Origin of the sequence: Caballeronia sordidicola, from assembly GCF_000729995.1 — a bacterium.
Taxonomy (GTDB): domain Bacteria; phylum Pseudomonadota; class Gammaproteobacteria; order Burkholderiales; family Burkholderiaceae; genus Caballeronia; species Caballeronia sordidicola_A.
Genome location: NZ_JNFG01000214.1, coordinates 131,276 through 149,655 on the forward strand (window position 1 = coordinate 131,276; position 18,380 = coordinate 149,655).

Genomic DNA, 18,380 nt, shown 5'->3' on the forward strand with positions numbered 1-18,380 from the left:
TCATGATGATCCAACCCAACAGTCCCGATCCGCAGCTCGATGCGTTTCTCGTCTCAAGCAAGCTCGTGGGCCCGGAAGAGAAAGCCTGGTGGCATCCGCTGACCGGCGGCGTGTCGTCCGATATCTGGCGCGTCGATTTGTCAGACCGATCGCTATGCGTCAAACGGGCGCTTCCAACCTTGAAGGTTGCAGCAAACTGGGAAGCCCCTATCTCACGGAACGCGGACGAATGGTCCTGGATGCAGTTTGCAGCACAGCATTGCCCGGACAACGTTCCCGCGCCTCTCGCGCATGACCCGACACTCGGCGTGTTCGCAATGTCTTTTCTTGAGCCGTTGCGGCATCCTGTGTGGAAAGCCCAGCTCATGTCTGGACAGGTCGATTCGCACACCGCCAGGGACGTCGGGCGTCTGGTCGGCCACCTTCACTCCGTCAGCGCCGGCCGCACGGACCTTCTGGCGAGATTCGATACGTCCGAGACCTTCCAGGCCATTCGGCTCGACCCGTATCTGATCGCCACAGCAGAGCGGCATCCGCAGATCGCATCGCGACTTGAGTATCTGGCAAAGCGCACCGCGAGCATACGGACAGCGCTCGTTCATGGCGATGTGAGTCCAAAGAATATCCTGGTTGGTCCGAAGGGACCTGTACTCCTCGATGCGGAATGCGCCTGGTTCGGCGACCCTGCCTTCGATCTCGCATTCTGTCTGAACCACCTGCTGCTCAAGTGCCTGGTGCGCCCCGAAGCGCGGGACGCGCTGATCGCCTCCTTTAAGGCACTCACGGAAGCGTATTTCGACGAAGCGGACTGGGAACTGCGGGCTTCACTCGAAGCGCGGTCGGCAGAACTGTTGCCCGCGTTGATGCTGGCCCGCGTCGACGGCAAGTCGCCCGTGGAATACCTGACCCAGGACAGTCAGCGCGAGCACGTTCGCGCAACCGCCATCCCGCTGATACGGCAGCCTGTCGAATTTCTCTATCAGGTTGCGGACGCCTGGCAGGATCGCATCGGCCGACACCAGCCCGCGCTGTAACGCCTTCAACACGGTTGCTTGTTTCACGTCTTTCCGGAGGGGAGCTATTGGGCCGCATCCGGCCGTGGATCGGCTCGACAGCGTGACGCCCGGAAACGTTGAACTGCCGTCCCCTACTCGGCTTACGTCGCCTAGCCCGGAACCGCCCATGCTGCACTGCCGGGCACCGTTCCCCGGCGGTGGACAAAGCGCCATCTCGCAAAGTTGCCGCGTCGAACGAGCGCCGTGCACGACCGAGCCGATTGGAGAAGCGGTTGTGGAACACAGACTGAAGCGCAGACACCGCTCACGTCTCGAAATGTGAGACATTAATGCTAACGTTCGCAATACTCATTTGCACATCAGTGAAAATCGCCAGCCAGGACGCACCCTTTCCCCTGAAAACTCTTGACACGGTGGAATTGAGCCTGCCAGAATCTATGCAAACGTTAGCAAAGAATTGCGATCAGAAAGGCGCCACCATCTACTGCGCCAGGGATCACCCAGGGGAACGACTCACGGCTTCCTGGCAATTGCGGCTGTAGCGGCAAGTCCGTGTCACAGGCGTGGTTGCATGGCCCCGTCAGTCGGCCTCTGCTTCGAACACGATATTAGGAGACAAACCGTGTCAACCGAACCTCTCACGGGTCATATCCCCTTGGCCCTTAGCCGCGTCGTGACCGGTCACGACGCGCGCGGCGCTTCGATGGTCGCTATGGATTGTGCGACGCCGCGCTCAGACGCATATCAGCAAATACCCGGTATGGCGTCGCGGCTCATCTGGTCGACCGAACCCGCACAACATCTGCCTTTCGATGGTGCTGACCCGACTCCGGATGTACGAAGCATCGTGCCGCCTATCGGCGGCACACGCTTCCTCGTTGTGACATTCCCGCCCGACAGCGTATTCGCCTCCCAAGGTTTCGATCCCCAAGCCGCTGCGGCGGAAAACCTCGCGATCAGCCCGGGGCTCGCGGAACTCTTCGAGCCCGACGGGATGCATACCACCCCGACGATTGATTACGGCATCGTCCTTGAAGGCGAGATCTGGCTCGAACTCGATGAGGGACGCTCCCGACTCATGCGCAAACACGATGTTGTCGTACAGAACGGCACGCGTCACGCATGGAGAAACAAAAGCGATCAGCCGGCGACGCTCGCGTTCGTACTGATCGGGGCGAATCTCACGTAGTCGGGTACAGGTTTTATCTGGCTGCGCACGCCATCCTTTGTGAGTGCGGTGTGAACGGCGCCGACCCCTTCCAACTTCTATCTGGTAGATAACACATGAGTGATGCATCAATAATCGAGGTACATGGACGCCGCGTCTGGGATTCTCGCGGCCGACCGACTGTCGAGGTGGAAGTGAAACTGAGCAATGGTGCCGGCGGCCGAGCCATTGCACCTGCGGGAGCTTCCACAGGAAGCGGCGAAGCCCTGGATCTGCGCGACGGTGGCACGGCATTTGGCGGTCTCGACGTCAAGAATTCCCTCGCAAAGGTCAATGGCGAAATCGCCAAAGCGCTGGAAGGGCTTGACGCGTCTGATCAGACAGCGATTGATGCGACGTTGGTGGAACTCGATGGCACACCTAACCGCGGCCGCCTCGGAGGCAACGCCATTGTCGCGACCTCGCTGGCCGTTTTGCATGCCGCAGCGGCCGCCAGCCGTCAGCCGCTGTGGAGCTATCTGTCCGAAGGTCGTCCGGTCCGCCTGCCGCTTCCAGAAATCCAGATTTTCGGCGGCGGCGCACATGCCGCGCGCCGTGTCGATGTCCAGGACTTTATGGTGATGTGCCCGGCCGCATCCAGTTTCACCGAGGCTCTAGAGTGGACCGCCGAGGTCTATCGCGCTGCTGGAGCGTTGATGAAGAGAGCGGGCAAGCTGCAAGGTGTCGCCGACGAAGGCGGTTACTGGCCTGCCTTCGATTGCAACGAAGACGCACTGGACACGCTGATGGAGGCCATTGCGGAAACGGGTCTTCAGCCTGGAAAGCACGTAGGAATCTCGCTCGACATCGCGGCCTCCGAGTTCGGGCGCGACGGACAGTACACACTCGCACTGGATAGCCGCACCCTCGACACCGACCAGATGATCAGCATGCTCGGGCGCTGGCTTGAGACCTATCCGATTTACTCCATTGAGGATCCTGTCGCCGAAGACGACCCGGAGGGTTTCAGGAACTTCACGCAGGCCTACGGATCGCGCTGCCAGATCATCGGCGACGATTTCCTGGTCACCGATGCTGCTCGAGTGCAGGCGGCGGCTGCAAACGGTTCGCTCAACGCGGTTCTAATCAAACCCAACCAGGCGGGAACCGTGACCGAAACGCTCAATGCGCTGAAGGCCGGCAAGGCTGCAGGATTCGGCACAATTGTATCGGCCCGATCGGGAGAGTCGGAAGACGTGAGCATCGCCCATCTTTCAATTGGCTGGGATGCTGGACAGCTCAAAGTGGGATCGTTTTCCCGCTCGGAGCGCATGGCGAAGTGGAACGAAGTCCTGCGCATCGAGGAAAGCCTTGGAGCGCGAGCGCAATTCAGCGGATGGTCGGCGTTGCCATTCACGCCCGCGTCGAAATAGGCCTTCGTTTTACGGTGCCTGGAGCCCTGGTTGCGTCGACCGTTCGCTTTCTGAACCATAACTGTGAGTTAGCGGCACACGCATCGGATAGTTTTCCGGTCCGCTTTCTTACCACCATCGATTGAGAGGTCATCATGCTGCCCGCTGTCAATCTTAAGCCGCCGTTCAACATCACGCGTGCGAGCCATATCATTCTCAACGTAGCCGATCTGGCACGAAGCCGGGATTTCTACGTGAACATCCTCGGTCTCGTCGTGACCGAGGAAGACGCCAGCACGTGCTATCTGCGCGGTCTTTCGGAAGCTTGCCATCATAGTCTGGTTCTCGTGCAGTCAAATGAAAAGCACACGTGCAAGCGTATCGGATTCCGGGTTTTTCTCGAGGAAGATCTGGACGCCGCATATGAATTTTTCAAGAAAGAAGAACTGCCGGCGCAGTGGGTAGAAGTCGCTCACCAGGGCAGAACATTGCATGTGGAAGATCCGTTTGGCACCAAGATCGAACTGTGCGCACAGATGGAAACCCGTGCCCGCCTTTATCTGGATATCGAGAAGTTCAAAGGCGCACACGCTCAGCGGATCGATCACTTCCAGTTATTCTCGCCGAACACCCACGATTCCTGTGCTTTCTACAGCAGACTTGGCTTCCGTAACTCGGAGTATTTGGCCCACGGCGACACGATCCTTGGCGCATTCATGTACCGCAAAGGAACGTGTCTCGATCTCGCCATCGTTCAAAATGATGGGCCCTGCATGCACCACTTCGCCTATATTGTTCCTGAATCGCACAACATCTTCACCGCATGCGATCTGGCTGGCATCTACGGGTATGCCCACGAGGTAGAACGCGGCCCCGGTCGACATGGCCCCGGTGGCATGCTCTTCGTCTATCTTCGCGATCCCGATGGTCACCGTGTCGAGTTGTGCGACGGCCACTATCAGACGATCGACATTGAAGTCGAGCCCGTGCGCTGGGACGCTGCGTCGCTGAACACAAGTGTTCGCTGGGGTCTGCCTGCGGAACACCGCTGGTACTTCGAAGCATCTCGCTTCGAAGGCGCCGGGATGATCGAAACGCCGAACAAGCCCAATCCCACAACACTGGAAACCTACATCCAGAATCGTCCCGCAAAAAACTAAATCCGCAGAAGGAAAGTCAAATGGCACGTGTTAAATATCTCCAGCGCTCTGATGTCACCGGCGTCAACGACGCTCTGTTCGACAGGCTTGAGCGTGAACGCAAAGTCCCCACCGCCAACATCTTTCGTGCGCTTGCGAATGCGCCCGGGATCCTCGACGCGTTTCTGACCTATGCAAACGCGATTCGGGCGTCGACACTCAGCCCAAAGCTTCGCGAACTGGCCATTCTCACCGTCGGCCACTGCACCGCGTCGGAATATGAAATTGCGCACCACCAGTCCCATGGATTGAAGGCGGGAATCAGCGAACAACAGCTCCAGGCCATCCCCGACTTCGAGACCTCGCCGCTTTTCGACGAGCTCGAACGGGCTGTCATGACTGTGGCAAAGGAGTCCACCCTGAAGGTAAATGTGAGCGACAAAACATGGCAGGCAGCCGCTCAATTTCTGAATGAACAGCAGCAGGTCGAGCTCGCGCTTAACGTCGCTTGGTATAACTCCGGTGTACGAATTATGGGTGCGCTCAATATCGAACTGGAGGAAGGCTATCGCTGAGCCCGACGGGCTGGCGCAAAACGCTTGCCTACATTCGGGGCTCAAAGCGCGCGCACTGCTGCGTCAACCAGCTACCTCTCGGCCGCCGGGCGGGATTGATGCATCCCTAAGACACACTAACCTGAAATTATTCACTTTCGTTTTCGCATGCCGGGCTGGACGAAAGATTCACCGTTGAAGAGGAACTTATGGAACGTACGATGGTTGCAGCACGGCTGCACGCCCTGCACACGCCAATGACACTTGACACCGTCCCCGTGCCGAAGCCCCGGCCGACAGATGTCCTCGTTCGTGTAAAGGCATGCGGTATCGTGCCCAATATGGCGAATGTCATCAACAACTGGCCAACCTGGTTCCCGCACCAGCCGCTGGCAAAATTTCCTGCAATCTTCGGACTTGATCCCGCAGGCGTCGTGGAAGAGGTTGGCGAAGCCGTGCTCAACGTCAAACCCGGCGACCGAGTCTACGTCAGTCCCCTGCGCTCGTGTGGTTCCTGCAAGGCCTGCCGCGCTGGCCGACGCAGCGAGTGCCGGCTCTATACGCTGAACGGGTACTTTAGTACGAGCCTCGAAGGCCAGCGCATTTTCGACCTTTATCCGTACGGCGGCTTCAGCGAGTACATGACAGCCCCCGAATACGCACTGGTTAACCTTCCGGACAACATGACGTTCGAACAGGCCGGTCGTTTCGGGTACATGGGCACCTCGTATGGCGCGCTCAAGAACGCGGGCGCCGGGCCCGGCCAGGTTGCACTGATCGACGGCATTACTGGAACTCTGGGCGTCGCAGCAACGGTCCTCGCGCTGGCGATGGGCGTGTCTCGTGTGCTAGGTACCGGCCGGGACGAAGCGTTGCTCCAGCGTGTCAAGGCACTTGATCCAAAGCGCGTCGAAGTGATGGCACTCGGTGAGGGCTCTACCGGGCAGTGGGCCAAAACGCTCACCGACGGCGACGGTGCCGACTTCGTGATCAGCGCGCTCGGCGCCAAGGCACCGGTGGCAACCATGGTTGATTCCATGAAGGGTGTCCGGCGCGGCGGCAAGGTTGTGAACGTCGGCGGCGTCGCGGAAGACCTGCCCGTCGATGTCAAATGGCTCATGGACGAACAGATCCAGATCATCGGCTCGAACTGGTTCACGACAGCCCAAGGTCAGGAAATGGCTGATATGGTAGCGACCGGCACGCTCGATCTGTCCTACCTTGAACATCGTAAATTCCCGCTCGAACGGGTGAACGAAGCGATCTCGGGCCTTAAGGATCGCGACGGCGGATTTAGCAATTATGTCGTGCTGCCCTGATATGCAGTAAGCCGCAACGGCGCATCTGAACGGTGCGCCGTTGCGAGCATCCCTCACGCCTCATCCGGCGACTCTTCATTCCACCGTAGGCCCCGATATGACGCTGTAGTCGAGCGTCGCCGCGCCCGTCTTGCGGCGCACGAATGCACCCGGCACCTCAGGTAGCCAGCATTCACACGCCTTCATTGCGCAAGCTTCCGTCCCTACCTTTTCGCCCATCCTCAGCGCGTCCCGTTTTCGCGACTCGTTCCGTTCACACCGGTTAAAACTGACCGGAGGCCGATGCTTTCCCAGGTGCTCCGCGAGTCCAGTGTTGACTAAGGAACAATAGTGCGTTGTACATACAAGGGGTTTCCCCTAGAAGGGTTCCTTCTTATAATTCTTTCTAGGCACTGTCACACCGAAATTACGTCTTCAACGTCCAAAGAATTCGAGGTTTCTACCTATGAAGCGCTTCAATAAGATTATTCTCGGTACCGCCATTGCGGCTCTGCCGCTTGTTTCCTTCGCTCAGGCACAGGCGCCGCTGACCCGCGCGGAAGTGAAATCTCAACTTGCGCAACTTGAAAAAGCCGGCTACTCGACCTACGGAAGTGATCTGGATTACCCGGACAGTCTGAAGGCAGCTGAAGCCCGCGTCGCCGCTGAGCGTGCCGACTCCACCGCATCAGCGTACGGCGGCGAAGCGAACGGTACGTCTGCCGTTGGTGGTCACTAACGCCCTACCGGCACTCGCCTAGCAGACACTCGTCCGCTGACACGATTTTCCAAGAGCATCTCTGGTTGGCCGGTCCACACCGGCCAGTCACCGTTCAAATCCTGTATTCCTCGGCCCGTTGCGATAGTCGCTGTCGCAGCAGTCCTCAGCTTTTTGCGCTCAAACGTTTGCATAACATATGCTTTGCTTCCTGCGATTGAGCTGTCGCGGATGTCGAAAAGGTCACGACCAACCCTCGTACCCGGCAGCCCATAGTCGGGCGACAAGCAAAGAAGCCCCACGCCCGATCGAAGACCCAGCTTGACACGTCACGAAGAGATGCGCTAACGTTAGCATGACACTCAACCGCGCGAGAAAGCATGAAGATCGTTCGTTACATAATTGATGGAAATTCGCATTACGGCGTCCTCGAAGACCAATCCATCTCGAGACTCACCAGATCCCCTCTCGTCGAGATAAAGCGTACGGATATCGTCGATAGTCTCGACGCGGCCCGGCTGCTCAGCCCGTTCAATTACCCACGCATTTTTGGACTTGGCTATAACTATCGCGCGCACTCAAAAGAAGTCGGCAAGCAAAGCCCTACCGTGCCTTGCCTTTTCATGAAGCCGAGCACGACTGTAATCGGGCCGGACGAGTCGATCGTGTATCCGTCTCACTGTGAGAACGTGCACTTCGAAGGAGAACTGACCGTCATCATTGGCAAAGAGGCGCGACACGTTAGTCAAGCCGACGCTTTGGACTATGTGTTTGGCTATACATGCGGGAACGACGTCAGCGATCGCGTATTGCAACGCAAGGAAAGCGAGTTCGGCTGCCTGCTTGTCGGTAAAGGATATGATACGTTCGCGCCGCTAGGCCCAGTGGTCGAAACCGAACTGGATCCGTCCAATCTTCATCTGGTGACAAGGGTCAACGGCGAAATCCGTCAGGACGGCACCACCGCTGACCTAGTCTTCGACGTTCCCACGCTCATCGCTTATCTCAGCAAATATATGACCCTGCTGCCCGGCGATCACATCATGACCGGAACGCCTGCCGGCGTCGGTCCAATTAAACCGGGTGACTCAATCGAAGTCGAGATCGAAGGAATCGGCACGCTTCGTAATAACGTCATCAGTGAAGACCCCGTGGACTGATTCGCCCGCGACTCATTTGACGAACGCCGGGACCCGGCGGCCCGGATCTACGGTTGCGTGGCTCCAACTTTACTTCAATTGAAAATTCGCCGCAACGATAGGCGCGCACGCTGCTGTGTGACGGCCGGAACGGCGACGCGGAGACAATGATGCAACGTGAACAATGGGTGCCAATCGCCGAGTTGCTGGGATCTTCGCTACCGGTGGCCGTGGCCGTTGAAACCCGAGGGGGCGAAGAGTCAAATGGACACGATCAACTTCGTACGTCGAGCGCACCACCACCTCGCTCAGAGGCGTGCGCAAAGAAAGAAGGAAATTTTAGACTGCCGATACTGTGGCGATTGAGGCGCGCGCTGCATGTGTGACGGCGCCCTCACAACCCCGCGCGGGCGCCAAAGGCGCGGCATGGGCACTTACATAGTCGGCTGAGATCTATGGCAGCCAGCCCGAACTAGCTTGTCGCTCCCACGTTCAACTTCAGCATCGCCTCATCGTAGCCGGCAAGGACCGTCGGCAGTTCCTCCCGCAGAAGATCGACCCATGCCCGAATCTTCGCGTCGAGGAAGCGACGGGACTGATACAGGACATAAACGTTGACCGGTTGCACAGCGTGCTCGGGTAGAACTCTGACGAGCTCACCCGATATCAGCTTCGGCAGCGCGGCGCTCACCGGCAGCAGACCAATACCGAGACCACTGGCGACTGCGGGCGCGAGCGCTTCCGGAGTGTTCGCCGTGAAGCGTAGTTCTCCAATGTCAACGGCATAAGAGCTGTCCGGACCTTCAAAGACCCACCGATCAGTGGGAAATACGGGCGTAGTGAGCAACAGGCATGAATGTGAAACCAGGTCTTCTGGACTTTTCGGCTGGCCATTCTCACGGATGTAGGAGGGAGATGCGCAGATAACCCCGTTTATGGTTCCGAGCCTCACGCTCACCAGTCCCGAACTGGGGAGCTCCGGTGCCAAAACGATCGAAGTGTCGTACCCGCCCTCAATCATGTCGGGCACATCGCCAGAGAGTGTGAGCTCAACGCGTACCTTCGGGAATTGCCGTTGATACCGCAGTGATGCTGGCAGCACGAGATCGTGACCAAAGCTCGACATCGCATGGACCCGCAGACACCCCGATATCTCCCGAGTCGCGGCACTCGCTTCAGCTTCGGCTTCCTCAATGGAGGCAAGTATTTTCAGGCATCGGCGCAAATACCTTTCTCCCGCCTCAGTCAATGACACATTTCTTGTCGTCCGATTGAGCAACCGGACGCCCATATGCTCCTCAAGCTGGACGACAGACCGAGACAGAAGCGCTGTGTTGAGATTGAGCTTACGGGACGCGGCGGCATACCCGCCTGAGACCGCAATCTGCGAGAAGATTCGCATGCATTGGAGCGTATTCATGTCAATTAGACCTGCACTAAGGGGTCACTTCTAAGGCTCACTTACAGCTTGTACGCGGCTGCAACGATCAAGTTTGAGCGTTCACCGCATCATCTCGCGGCGCGTTCGTTCGCACGCCGGCGCATGCGGACATGCCGGTGCCAGCTGGAATAGCAGGGAACAGATCACCGCCGTGGCGGACAATTTCTATGCCTTCGAAAAAGCACCGTCCAATGGCAAGATTCGTCCAGAAACCTGTTGATGAACTCGACCGTTTTCGGACTTATGACCGCTCCATGGTCGACGAAGACGGAGGTGATGCCGCAAGGTAAATGTCCGGGGTGCGCATAAGATTCACACCGAAACAGGCGGGGGTTTGACGCACGTGATAACTAGCGCCAAAACCCCATAGGCGTCCCGGCAAAACGGTGGCAAACGGGAGCAGGCTTTCGGGTCAGAGCGCCGTTGTCGTAAGGACGTGATAGCACGTCTACAGCGTTCCTCAATACTGCGGGCACCGATCGGTTATATTCCCGTGTGACGAAGAGGGCAGTGTCAGCGCCGGGCACGGGGGCACGAACAACCTTCCACGAGGCTGGCTTGTCCGCTTCAAGGTCATCGTTTGCAAATAGGCGGACGCCGATTTCAACCATCTTGAACCTGGGTTGGTCGGGCTTGTTGAACCGCTCGTCCGGTGTCACGCACAGACGTCACTCCCGTGAAACTCGCCCCTCCAGCGGGGTGCTCTGGTCCGCTACTGCAAACACACAAACTGCCAGATTTAACTTCCCAGTCTGCTCCTCGAGCGACTGCGCTGCTGCGGCGGCCTCCTCGACGAGCGCTCCATTGCGCTGCGTCAGAATATCCATATGTTCGACCGCCTGATTGATCTGCTCGATCCCGAGACTCTGTTCGGCCGAGGCATCAGCAATTTCACCGACGATTTGCGAAACCTGACTAATGGCATGTTTGACCTGCGCGATAGTGCCGCCGACTTCTGAGGCCTGCTGCGTCCCTCCTTGCACAAGGATGGTAGATGACTCGATGAGGTCTTTGATTTCCTTAGCCGCTGAAGAGGAACGATGTGCAAGTGCCCGGACCTCACTGGCGACCACAGCGAAACCTCGGCCTTGTTCGCCGGCCCGCGCCGCTTCGACTGCAGCGTTAAGCGCGAGAATATTGGTTTGAAAGGCAATGCCTTCAATCAGGCCAGTGATCTCGGAAATTCTGATTGAGCTGTGGCTTATTGCCGTGATCGTTTCAACCATACTTTGAACTGCCTCGTCTCCTGTTTCAGCCATGATGGCAGCGTTGGCCGCCAGGAGCTTTGCGTGCTGGGCATTGTCAGCACCCTGTTTGACCGTCTCCGTCAGTTGCGTCATGCTGGCCGCAGCCTTTTCCAGAGACGCAGCCTGCTCATCGGTTCGCCAGGAAAGGTCCGCATTGCCTGCTGCGATCTGTCTTGTTGCAGTCTCAACGGTTGCAGCTGCCACCAAGACAGCGCCGATTGCCTCCGAAAAGCGCCCGATCAGCTCGTTGAAAGCGGCGGCGGTAGAGCCAATTTCATCCATCCGTTCCACAGGAGCCCGACATGTCAGATCGAGCGTGCGGCTCGTTTTGTTGAGTGCAGCCTGAATCCTGTCGAGACTGCGCCCTAGCAGTCTCATCTGATGCCATACGTAGGCACAAGCCATCGAACCGCCAAGCGTGATCAAAACGGCCATGATCGCCAGGATCCGCCTGTAGGCGACGTCGTCGCGACGGTGCGAATCATCGGCCTCCTCACTTAGAGCGTCAGAGAGTTGATCGATTTCTCGTCCCATCGATATTGCATATGGACGTACCTTTTGTGCCATCACGGCAGCCGCGGATGCCATATCGCCATTGCGTCCTAATCTCACCGCTTCAGTAAAGCCTTCCTCGAGCCGTACCCTGTTTTCAATGAATTTCCTAGCAAGCGCCTGCGTTGAGGCAGGCTTGTCGCTGAGCCGAAACAGTTCGAACTGTCGATCCGCCGGCTGTTTCAGGATTTCAATAAGATCAAAGCGTTCCTTTCTCGCTTGAGCGTCGTCGATGGACATCGCCTCAAGAAGCTGGATTGCCCGGACGCATTGCAGACGGAAAGCATTCTGGAGATATTGTGCGGGCAGAACTCCCTGCTGATAGAAAACCTTGGCCCGGGCATTCGCGTCGGCGATGCTCTTTAGTCCGAACACAGCGACTATCACACATAGCAAAGCAAGTGCGGCGAAGCCTAAACCGAGCCGCGTCTTGAGACGCACTGACGACGTCGACATGGAGAACTCCCGTTTTTAATGGAATAACACCGCTGGTCACACGTAAGCAAGGGAGTCCTCCCAGTACTGGACACGGCGTCCCCTCCGCCGGACAACACAGGAAGTCGGAAGTGTCTTAACTGGCAAGAACGCCGTACTCGCGGGGGAGTGATATTTGACCGAATACGTTATTCTTTCACCGCACACGCAATTTCGGTCAAATGCGTCGGTCGAAATTGTCTGGTGGAATGACAGCCGCCATTTTGATTCCTGTTGTGCACACTCTTATCTCCTGCGTGTTTTTTGGTTTTTGAGACACGTACCTTGTCCCGCCGCCGGACTTTTAGCGTGATTGCGCGATGGCGTCTTCGCGAGGGGTTTCCGTTCTTGCGTTTCCCCATGCTAGCCCGCTCGAATTCTGGCCTGCCGCACGAGGTCCTTAGGCACCCTACATAAGCTGCTTTGGTCATCACCCCCTCACCGCAACCGCAAAATACAATCCGACCCATACATATCTAAGCTAACGTTAGCACAACAATACCAGCCCCGTTCTAAGACGTCAAATGGGATAGAAATCCTAATATGCTCACGTTAGCATTTTCAGCAGCCAAGAGTGCTCCACGAGCGTTCGTTTGAGGTGCCTCGTAAGCGAGGGAATCAACAATGGTGATTGGACCACGCGAGATCCGCCCCTCCAGGGAGACGGCGTGCCATTAAGGACACGACAGTATCTGCGTATCACACGGAGCCCGGTGTCAGGCAAGGTAGTGCGACCGAGACTTTCGTCGCGTTGAAAGTCGAGGTGGAAATCTGGCGTTGGGAGGGTGTGCCGCTTTTTCTGCGCACCGGCAAGCGGCTCGCGGGCCGCATCGCCGAGATTGTCGTCAACTTCTGGCCGGTGCAGCACTCCGCGTTGGAAGCGATGGCCTTGCGTCCGGGTTCGAACCGGCTGACGATCCGTTTGCAGCCGAACGAGTCGATCCGGCTCAGTGCGCTCGCCAAGCCGCCGGGCATGGGGATGACCCTGCAAGGCGTGCACCTCGATCTGGCCTTCGATCAATTCTTCAAGCAGGACCGGATGGAAGCTTATCAGCGTCTCTTGCTCGATGTGATCCCGGACGGCTCGCGCTCCTGGCCCTACAGGGACGCTTCGTCCCCAAGCGAGTCCAGACCTAAACGCTCAATGCAATTCCATCTTGGGTAAGCCAACCTCTACCGAGGAAATCAAGTTGTCGATGTCCACGAGAATGAGCATCCGTTCATGCCCGTCACCGGGTACCGAACCGATACGCGTGATGAAGCTAACATCGGCTGCGGAGCTAAGTTCCGGTACGGGGCTGATCTGAGCGCTATCCAGAGCCAGTACGTCGCTGACCGAATCCACCACGACGCCAACGACACGCTTGCCGACATTCACCACAATGACGACGGTTAGTTCATCGTATTTCACCGACTTGAGCCTAAATTTGATCCTCAGATCCAGGATCGGTGTAATGGTGCCCCGTAGATTGATTACCCCTTTGATGAACGCAGGGGCGTTTGCGATGTTCGTCGGGGGATCATACGAGCGAATTTCCTGAACGTGCTGGATATCAATGCCGTACTCTTCGGCCCCCAGGTTAAAAGTCAGGAACTCGCCACCGGCTTGGGACGCAGCCACCTGGGGTGGATCCCCCGCTTGCGCGGAGGACGCTGCCAAGACCGTTGCGGCGCGAGCGCCCTCTTGATTCGCTTCCATGATCAAACCCCCCGTGTGCGCAATGTACGCCGAGTTCAAAACGTTTCCCACGCCGCGCTGGCGGAGGTAGTGGCACCTGCGGGGGCGAGTACGGCTCGCGCGGTCGACCGCTTGGCGAGCGGCGCCGCTGTCCTGGTGGTCGGCGCCGCTTGGCGTTTAGCCGGCGCCAGGCGGTGCGGTGCCACCGTTGCTCGATCGGCTGCGTGTTCGGGAGTCGCCGCACCAAGGCGGAAAAAAGCCACTGCCTCCGTCAAATGCCGTCCCTGTTCTTCCAGCGATTGAGAGGCCGCCGCTGCTTCTTCCACCAACGCGGCGTTTTGCTGCGTGACTTCGTCCATCTGCGTGACCGCCTGATTGACCTGCTCAATTCCGCGGCTCTGCTCCCCGGAGGCAGCAGCGATCTCGCCCATGATGTCGGTTACGCGCGAGATTGCCTGCGTGACGTCCGACATTGTCTTGCCCGCGTCTGCGGCCAGCGCCGAACCATCCTGAACCTTTTGCACCGAGGTCGCGATCAAATCCTTGATCTCCTTCGCCGCGCTCGACGAACGTTGCGCGAGGCTGCGCACTTCGCTGGCGACAACCGCGAAGCCACGCCCCTGCTCGCCGGCACGGGCGGCTTCGACCGCCGCGTTCAGTGCGAGGATATTGGTCTGGAAGGCAATCCCTTCGATGATCCCTGTGATATCCGCGATCTTCGTCGAGCTTTGGCTGATTTCACCCATCGTGTCGACGACCCGGCTCACCACCACATTGCCCTTTTGCGCTACTTCGGATGCGTTGGCGGAAAGTGAGCTCGCTTGCTGCGCGCTCTCGGCGTTCTGCTTCACCGTCGATGTCAGCTCTTCCATGCTGGCTGCCGTTTCTTCCAGCGATGCTGCTTGTTCTTCGGTGCGCGAAGACAAGTCCACGTTGCCCGCCGCGATCTGGCTCGACCCGCTAGCGATGCTCTCCGCCGCACTTCGAACCTGACCGATCAGCTTGACCAGGCTGCCTTGCATCTCGCCCATGGAAGCGAGCACGCTACCGGCAGGTGCGTGCTGCGCGCCAGCCACGGGACTCAAGTCGCCACCGGCGATGCGTTCAGCGACCTCGCCCAAGGCAGTAGGCTCAGCACCCAAGGCACGCGTCAAACCGCGAGTGATCAGCACGCCAGCCAACGCAGCCACCCCAAGCGCGGCCAGGCAGATCGAGATCAGCAGATTGCGCTGGCTCGCGCCGTGCTGAGCTGCCTCTTCCACCATCTGCGCCGCACGGCCGGCGGTGAACGTCGAATAGTCGTTGGTCGCCTTGATCAATGCCGCAAGCAGTGGTCTTCCTTCCTCGTTTATCTTCGTCACGGCTTCGTCACGCTTGTTGTCGAGAGCGAGATCGACAATGGCCTGCGCTACCGGCCCATAGGCCGTTTCGATACGGTTGATCTCAGCCACGAGACTGCGGGCTTTCTCGCTCGTGTCAGTCGCGCTGGCTATCATTTCATTCAGCTTTCGAAGGCGAGACTGGACGTCATCCCGCGCCTGGATGACCGCGGCCTTCTCGGTTTCGAGGTCGGCGGGTTTGGTCAACAATACGAGATTATTAGTGGCGATGACGCGCCGATCGACGGCGGTCCGAACACGCTCCGCTATGTCAGCGCGTGCGCTGATGCCCGCGACGTAGCTGGAAAATCGCTCATTCGAGTCGTTCAATGCCTTCACCGACAGGCCCGATACAACCAGCACGATCGTGGCAAGCACGCCAAAGCCCGCGCTCAACTTCGCCTTAACGGTCATCTGATTAAGATTCATTTGCTTTTGCTCCCGTCTACATAAAATGAGAACGCCCCAATGGCCGGGAACGCACTTTTGTCGTGTCAGAATGCGTGGTACATCTGACATGACAGCGCTCTTTGCGGCAAACGGTAGGCGGTACGTCTGCCCCTGCTTTACGGCAGCGGAGTCTTCCCCTTTAGAGGAACAAACCCTTGCCCGGTACAGGCCAAACACGCACGTGTAGTTAAAGCTACGGAGCCGATGATCTCCGCACCTCCTCATAGGTCGCAACCGTCCAGCGAATCAGGCCGCCATGGCTTGCCCCAGAGTTTCGCGCAACACCGTGGCTAGCTCCTGCGCAACGAACTTCGAGATCTACGCATCGGCGCCGACCTTTATCGCGTGCTCCTCATTGGCAGATCCGGACAACGACAGCAGAGCGATTCTTCGAGCGAGCCGGTTACGAGCGGTTGAGCCGCGAAGGCGTCCCCGGCGAAGTGCGGTTATGCAGGCAATTCGCAGCGCTGTGTCCTTCGACGGCCTCCCGCATGCGGAAGCGGCTGCGCACGGCTTCCTCGGCACTCATCGCCGAGCGGCCGGTATCAAACTGATTTCCGACGCTCGACGCCAGTTCGTCACCAGCTCTTGTTGGGCCGGTTTCTGCAAGCCGGCAATCAGCCGTAGTCGACCCACTTCGGTCAATCGAACGCGTTGATTCGGATATCTAACGCTCCGTTTCTAACGACTGGACGGATCTATCTCAACCGCGAGTGCCCATGCGTCAGGGACAGGCAGCAGACATCGTTGTATCCGAGGCATATCGACTGGCAAGTAACCTTCAGGAGATCATTTGAAACAGCCAGTAGAGCGCTGCGCACAATGCAATCGACGCCCGCAGTGTGAGCACCCAGGCAAGCACTAGGTTTCGCACGGTGCTCCATTGAAGCTCCGATCCATTTGCCGCCATCGTGCCGGCAACGCCTGAGGTCAGCACGTGCATGGTCGACATCGGGAGCCCATATGCATCCGCGGCCCCAATGGTCAGCATCTCGACCACCTCCGCCGACGCACCCTGGCCGTAGGTCAGGTGCTGCCTGCCGACTTTTTTCCCCGACCGTCACGACAATCCGCTCCCAGCCGACCATTGTGCCAAGTCCCAGCGCAATGGCAACCGCGACCTTGACCCACGTCGGAATGAACTTGGTCGCGTGATTGAGTTGCTGCATGGAGTTGTCGATGATGGCCCGGCCGTCGGCCGTGAAAGCGGGCTGCTGCGACCTCTCCATCAGACAGATTGCTTCCGATCCCAGACTGCTGAAACGCTTGATTTGATGCAACGGCTAACGAGTGAACAACCTTCAATATTTTGTCCTCGGTTTCCGCTTGCTTTGTCGCTCGACAAGCGAACACCATTGACGACCGTTGCCAAGTGCCGCCGAACCATCTGCCAGCAATCGAACTTGAAGCGCGAAGATCTTTCCCCTTCGCAGTCAAATACACATTAAGATATATTTCGAATGCATGCTTTGTAGGAGCTGGAATGAGAGTCGCCGACCCACCACACCAAGAAGCATCAGACTTGGCAGTCCTTCGGCTCGGATTTCGACCGTTCTACCTTGGCGGGACCTTCTTCGGCGCGCTTGCCATCGCGTTCTGGGTGTTCGCCCTTCACGGCTATCCCGTCGCAGGTCGCCCTGAAGCGCTGAGTGGCCTCCTCTGGCATGCTCACGAAATGATCTTCGGCTTTGTTGCCGCAATCGTGGTGGGCTTTCTGCTGACAGCCGTGCGCGCGTGGACCTCGCTCGACACTCCACGAGGCTCATCGCTCGCGTGGCTCTGGCTCCTTTGGGCGGCTGGGCGTGTACTGGTCTGGACCGGCCCGGAGCCCGTCGCAGCAGTCGTGGATTGCGCCTTCCTGCCGATCGTTGCCGTCGTGTTGTTGCGGGTGTTGATCGCCGCAAATAATCGTCGCAACTTATTCCTGCCTGTTGCGTTGGCGCTCTTCGGGGTATTAAACGCACTTTTCCATTGGTGGGCGTGGCAAGGCCGTGGCGACCTCGCATTGCGCGACGCATACGCCGCGGTTGGACTCGTAGTTATGTTTGTCACTGTAATCGCGGGGCGAGTGGTACCGATGTTCACGGCGAATGCCATTCCTGGTTTTTCAATAAAACGCTGGAAACTGATCGAGAGCCTCGCCGCGCCGGTCGTCATACTCACCTTTCTCGCCGATGCGCTCCCAACACCGCCCTTGCTGATCGCGGCATGCGCGTGCGCGGCGGCAATAGTTCATGGCGTCAGGGTCGTGGGATGGCGCTCGTGGAGACTCGGAATGCGGCCCATTCTCTTGATCCTGCATGTCGCCTATGTGTGGATCCCCACAGGATTCGTCATGCTCGAGCTGGCAGCCTTTGGCGCCGTGCCGCACACGCTTGCGCTCCACGCGTTCAGCGTCGGTGCGATTGGCTGCGCCATCATCGCGATGATCACCCGCACCGCGCTCGGACATACCGGCCGCCCGCTTGTTGCGGGCTGGGTGGAGATCGCGAGCTACGCATTGATCATCGCGGCAGGGCTTCTGCGCGTCTTCGGACCGTGGCTAGGAGGCGGCACGGCACAACTCTGGATCGACGCAGCGGGGCTATGCTGGTTCGCGGCATTGGTTATTTATTTGCTGAAATACGTGCCCTATCTGACTGCGCCACGAGCTGACGGAAAGCCTGGCTAACACCCACCGAAACAATACTTCATATTAAATCACGTTGTGATACATAGACGCGCCTGCAGTAGTGA

At 58.3% G+C, this 18,380-nt stretch carries 14 protein-coding genes and 2 pseudogenes; 10 read left to right on the top strand and 6 right to left on the bottom strand.

All coding sequences use genetic code 11. The features are described 5' to 3' along the window. The first annotated feature begins 2 nt into the window (after nt 1-2). From FH08_RS0145130 to FH08_RS0145170, 8 genes are all read left to right on the top strand, one after another. Nucleotides 3-1,034 (top strand): phosphotransferase family protein, encoded by a 1,032-nt coding sequence (locus FH08_RS0145130; protein ID WP_035568885.1) that lies wholly within the window; start codon nt 3-5, stop codon nt 1,032-1,034. Between the two features lie 604 nt (nt 1,035-1,638). Further along, nucleotides 1,639-2,205 carry a cupin domain-containing protein gene (locus FH08_RS0145135; protein ID WP_031364676.1) on the top strand — a complete coding sequence of 189 codons (567 nt, stop codon included), beginning with the start codon at nt 1,639-1,641 and terminating at the stop codon, nt 2,203-2,205. Nucleotides 2,206-2,300: 95 nt separating this feature from the next. Further along, nucleotides 2,301-3,596, top strand: coding sequence for a phosphopyruvate hydratase (gene eno / locus FH08_RS0145140; RefSeq protein WP_031364677.1), 1,296 nt, complete (start codon nt 2,301-2,303; stop codon nt 3,594-3,596). 134 nt (nt 3,597-3,730) lie between these two features. Beyond that, nucleotides 3,731-4,735, top strand: a complete 1,005-nt coding sequence (locus FH08_RS0145145) for a VOC family protein (RefSeq protein WP_031364678.1) — start codon at nt 3,731-3,733, stop codon at nt 4,733-4,735. 20 nt (nt 4,736-4,755) lie between these two features. Next, nucleotides 4,756-5,289: a carboxymuconolactone decarboxylase family protein gene (locus FH08_RS0145150; protein WP_031364679.1), complete on the top strand. Its 534-nt coding sequence runs from the start codon at nt 4,756-4,758 to the stop codon at nt 5,287-5,289. Nucleotides 5,290-5,477: 188 nt separating this feature from the next. Continuing rightward, on the top strand, nt 5,478-6,587 hold the full coding sequence (locus tag FH08_RS0145155) for an alcohol dehydrogenase catalytic domain-containing protein (RefSeq protein ID WP_031364680.1): 1,110 nt from the start codon (nt 5,478-5,480) through the stop codon (nt 6,585-6,587). Nucleotides 6,588-7,032: 445 nt separating this feature from the next. Then, nucleotides 7,033-7,305 (top strand): DUF4148 domain-containing protein, encoded by a 273-nt coding sequence (locus FH08_RS49100; RefSeq protein ID WP_031364681.1) that lies wholly within the window; start codon nt 7,033-7,035, stop codon nt 7,303-7,305. Nucleotides 7,306-7,664: 359 nt separating this feature from the next. Further along, nucleotides 7,665-8,444 (top strand): fumarylacetoacetate hydrolase family protein, encoded by a 780-nt coding sequence (locus FH08_RS0145170; RefSeq protein ID WP_031364682.1) that lies wholly within the window; start codon nt 7,665-7,667, stop codon nt 8,442-8,444. 451 nt (nt 8,445-8,895) lie between these two features. On the opposite strand, the gene FH08_RS0145175 is transcribed toward FH08_RS0145170, so the two are convergent. The 3 genes from FH08_RS0145175 to FH08_RS49105 form a co-directional block, all read right to left on the bottom strand. After that, nucleotides 8,896-9,843, bottom strand: coding sequence for a LysR family transcriptional regulator (locus tag FH08_RS0145175; RefSeq protein WP_031364683.1), 948 nt, complete (start codon nt 9,841-9,843; stop codon nt 8,896-8,898). 371 nt (nt 9,844-10,214) lie between these two features. Further along, nucleotides 10,215-10,475, bottom strand: a complete 261-nt coding sequence (locus FH08_RS54590) for an NAD(P)H-dependent oxidoreductase (RefSeq protein WP_419178063.1) — start codon at nt 10,473-10,475, stop codon at nt 10,215-10,217. Nucleotides 10,476-10,532: 57 nt separating this feature from the next. Beyond that, nucleotides 10,533-12,119 (bottom strand): methyl-accepting chemotaxis protein, encoded by a 1,587-nt coding sequence (locus tag FH08_RS49105; RefSeq protein WP_035568887.1) that lies wholly within the window; start codon nt 12,117-12,119, stop codon nt 10,533-10,535. 691 nt (nt 12,120-12,810) lie between these two features. Between FH08_RS49105 and FH08_RS0145185 the strand changes: the two are divergent. Then, nucleotides 12,811-13,245, top strand: a pseudogene (locus FH08_RS0145185) (glucose-6-phosphate dehydrogenase); the annotation flags it as partial. A gap of 33 nt (nt 13,246-13,278) precedes the next feature. Here the strand turns inward: FH08_RS0145185 and FH08_RS0145190 are convergent. The 3 genes and pseudogenes from FH08_RS0145190 to FH08_RS51075 form a co-directional block, all read right to left on the bottom strand. Next, on the bottom strand, nt 13,279-13,836 hold the full coding sequence (locus tag FH08_RS0145190) for a chemotaxis protein CheW (RefSeq protein WP_081889862.1): 558 nt from the start codon (nt 13,834-13,836) through the stop codon (nt 13,279-13,281). A gap of 35 nt (nt 13,837-13,871) precedes the next feature. Further along, nucleotides 13,872-15,623, bottom strand: coding sequence for a methyl-accepting chemotaxis protein (locus tag FH08_RS0145195; RefSeq protein WP_031364687.1), 1,752 nt, complete (start codon nt 15,621-15,623; stop codon nt 13,872-13,874). An 802-nt stretch (nt 15,624-16,425) separates the two neighbouring features. Beyond that, nucleotides 16,426-16,897: pseudogene (locus tag FH08_RS51075) on the bottom strand (inorganic phosphate transporter); the annotation flags it as partial. A 230-nt stretch (nt 16,898-17,127) separates the two neighbouring features. Between FH08_RS51075 and FH08_RS0145215 the strand changes: the two are divergent. Continuing rightward, nucleotides 17,128-18,315, top strand: a complete 1,188-nt coding sequence (locus tag FH08_RS0145215) for an NnrS family protein (protein ID WP_031364689.1) — start codon at nt 17,128-17,130, stop codon at nt 18,313-18,315. Nucleotides 18,316-18,380: the final 65 nt, after the last annotated feature.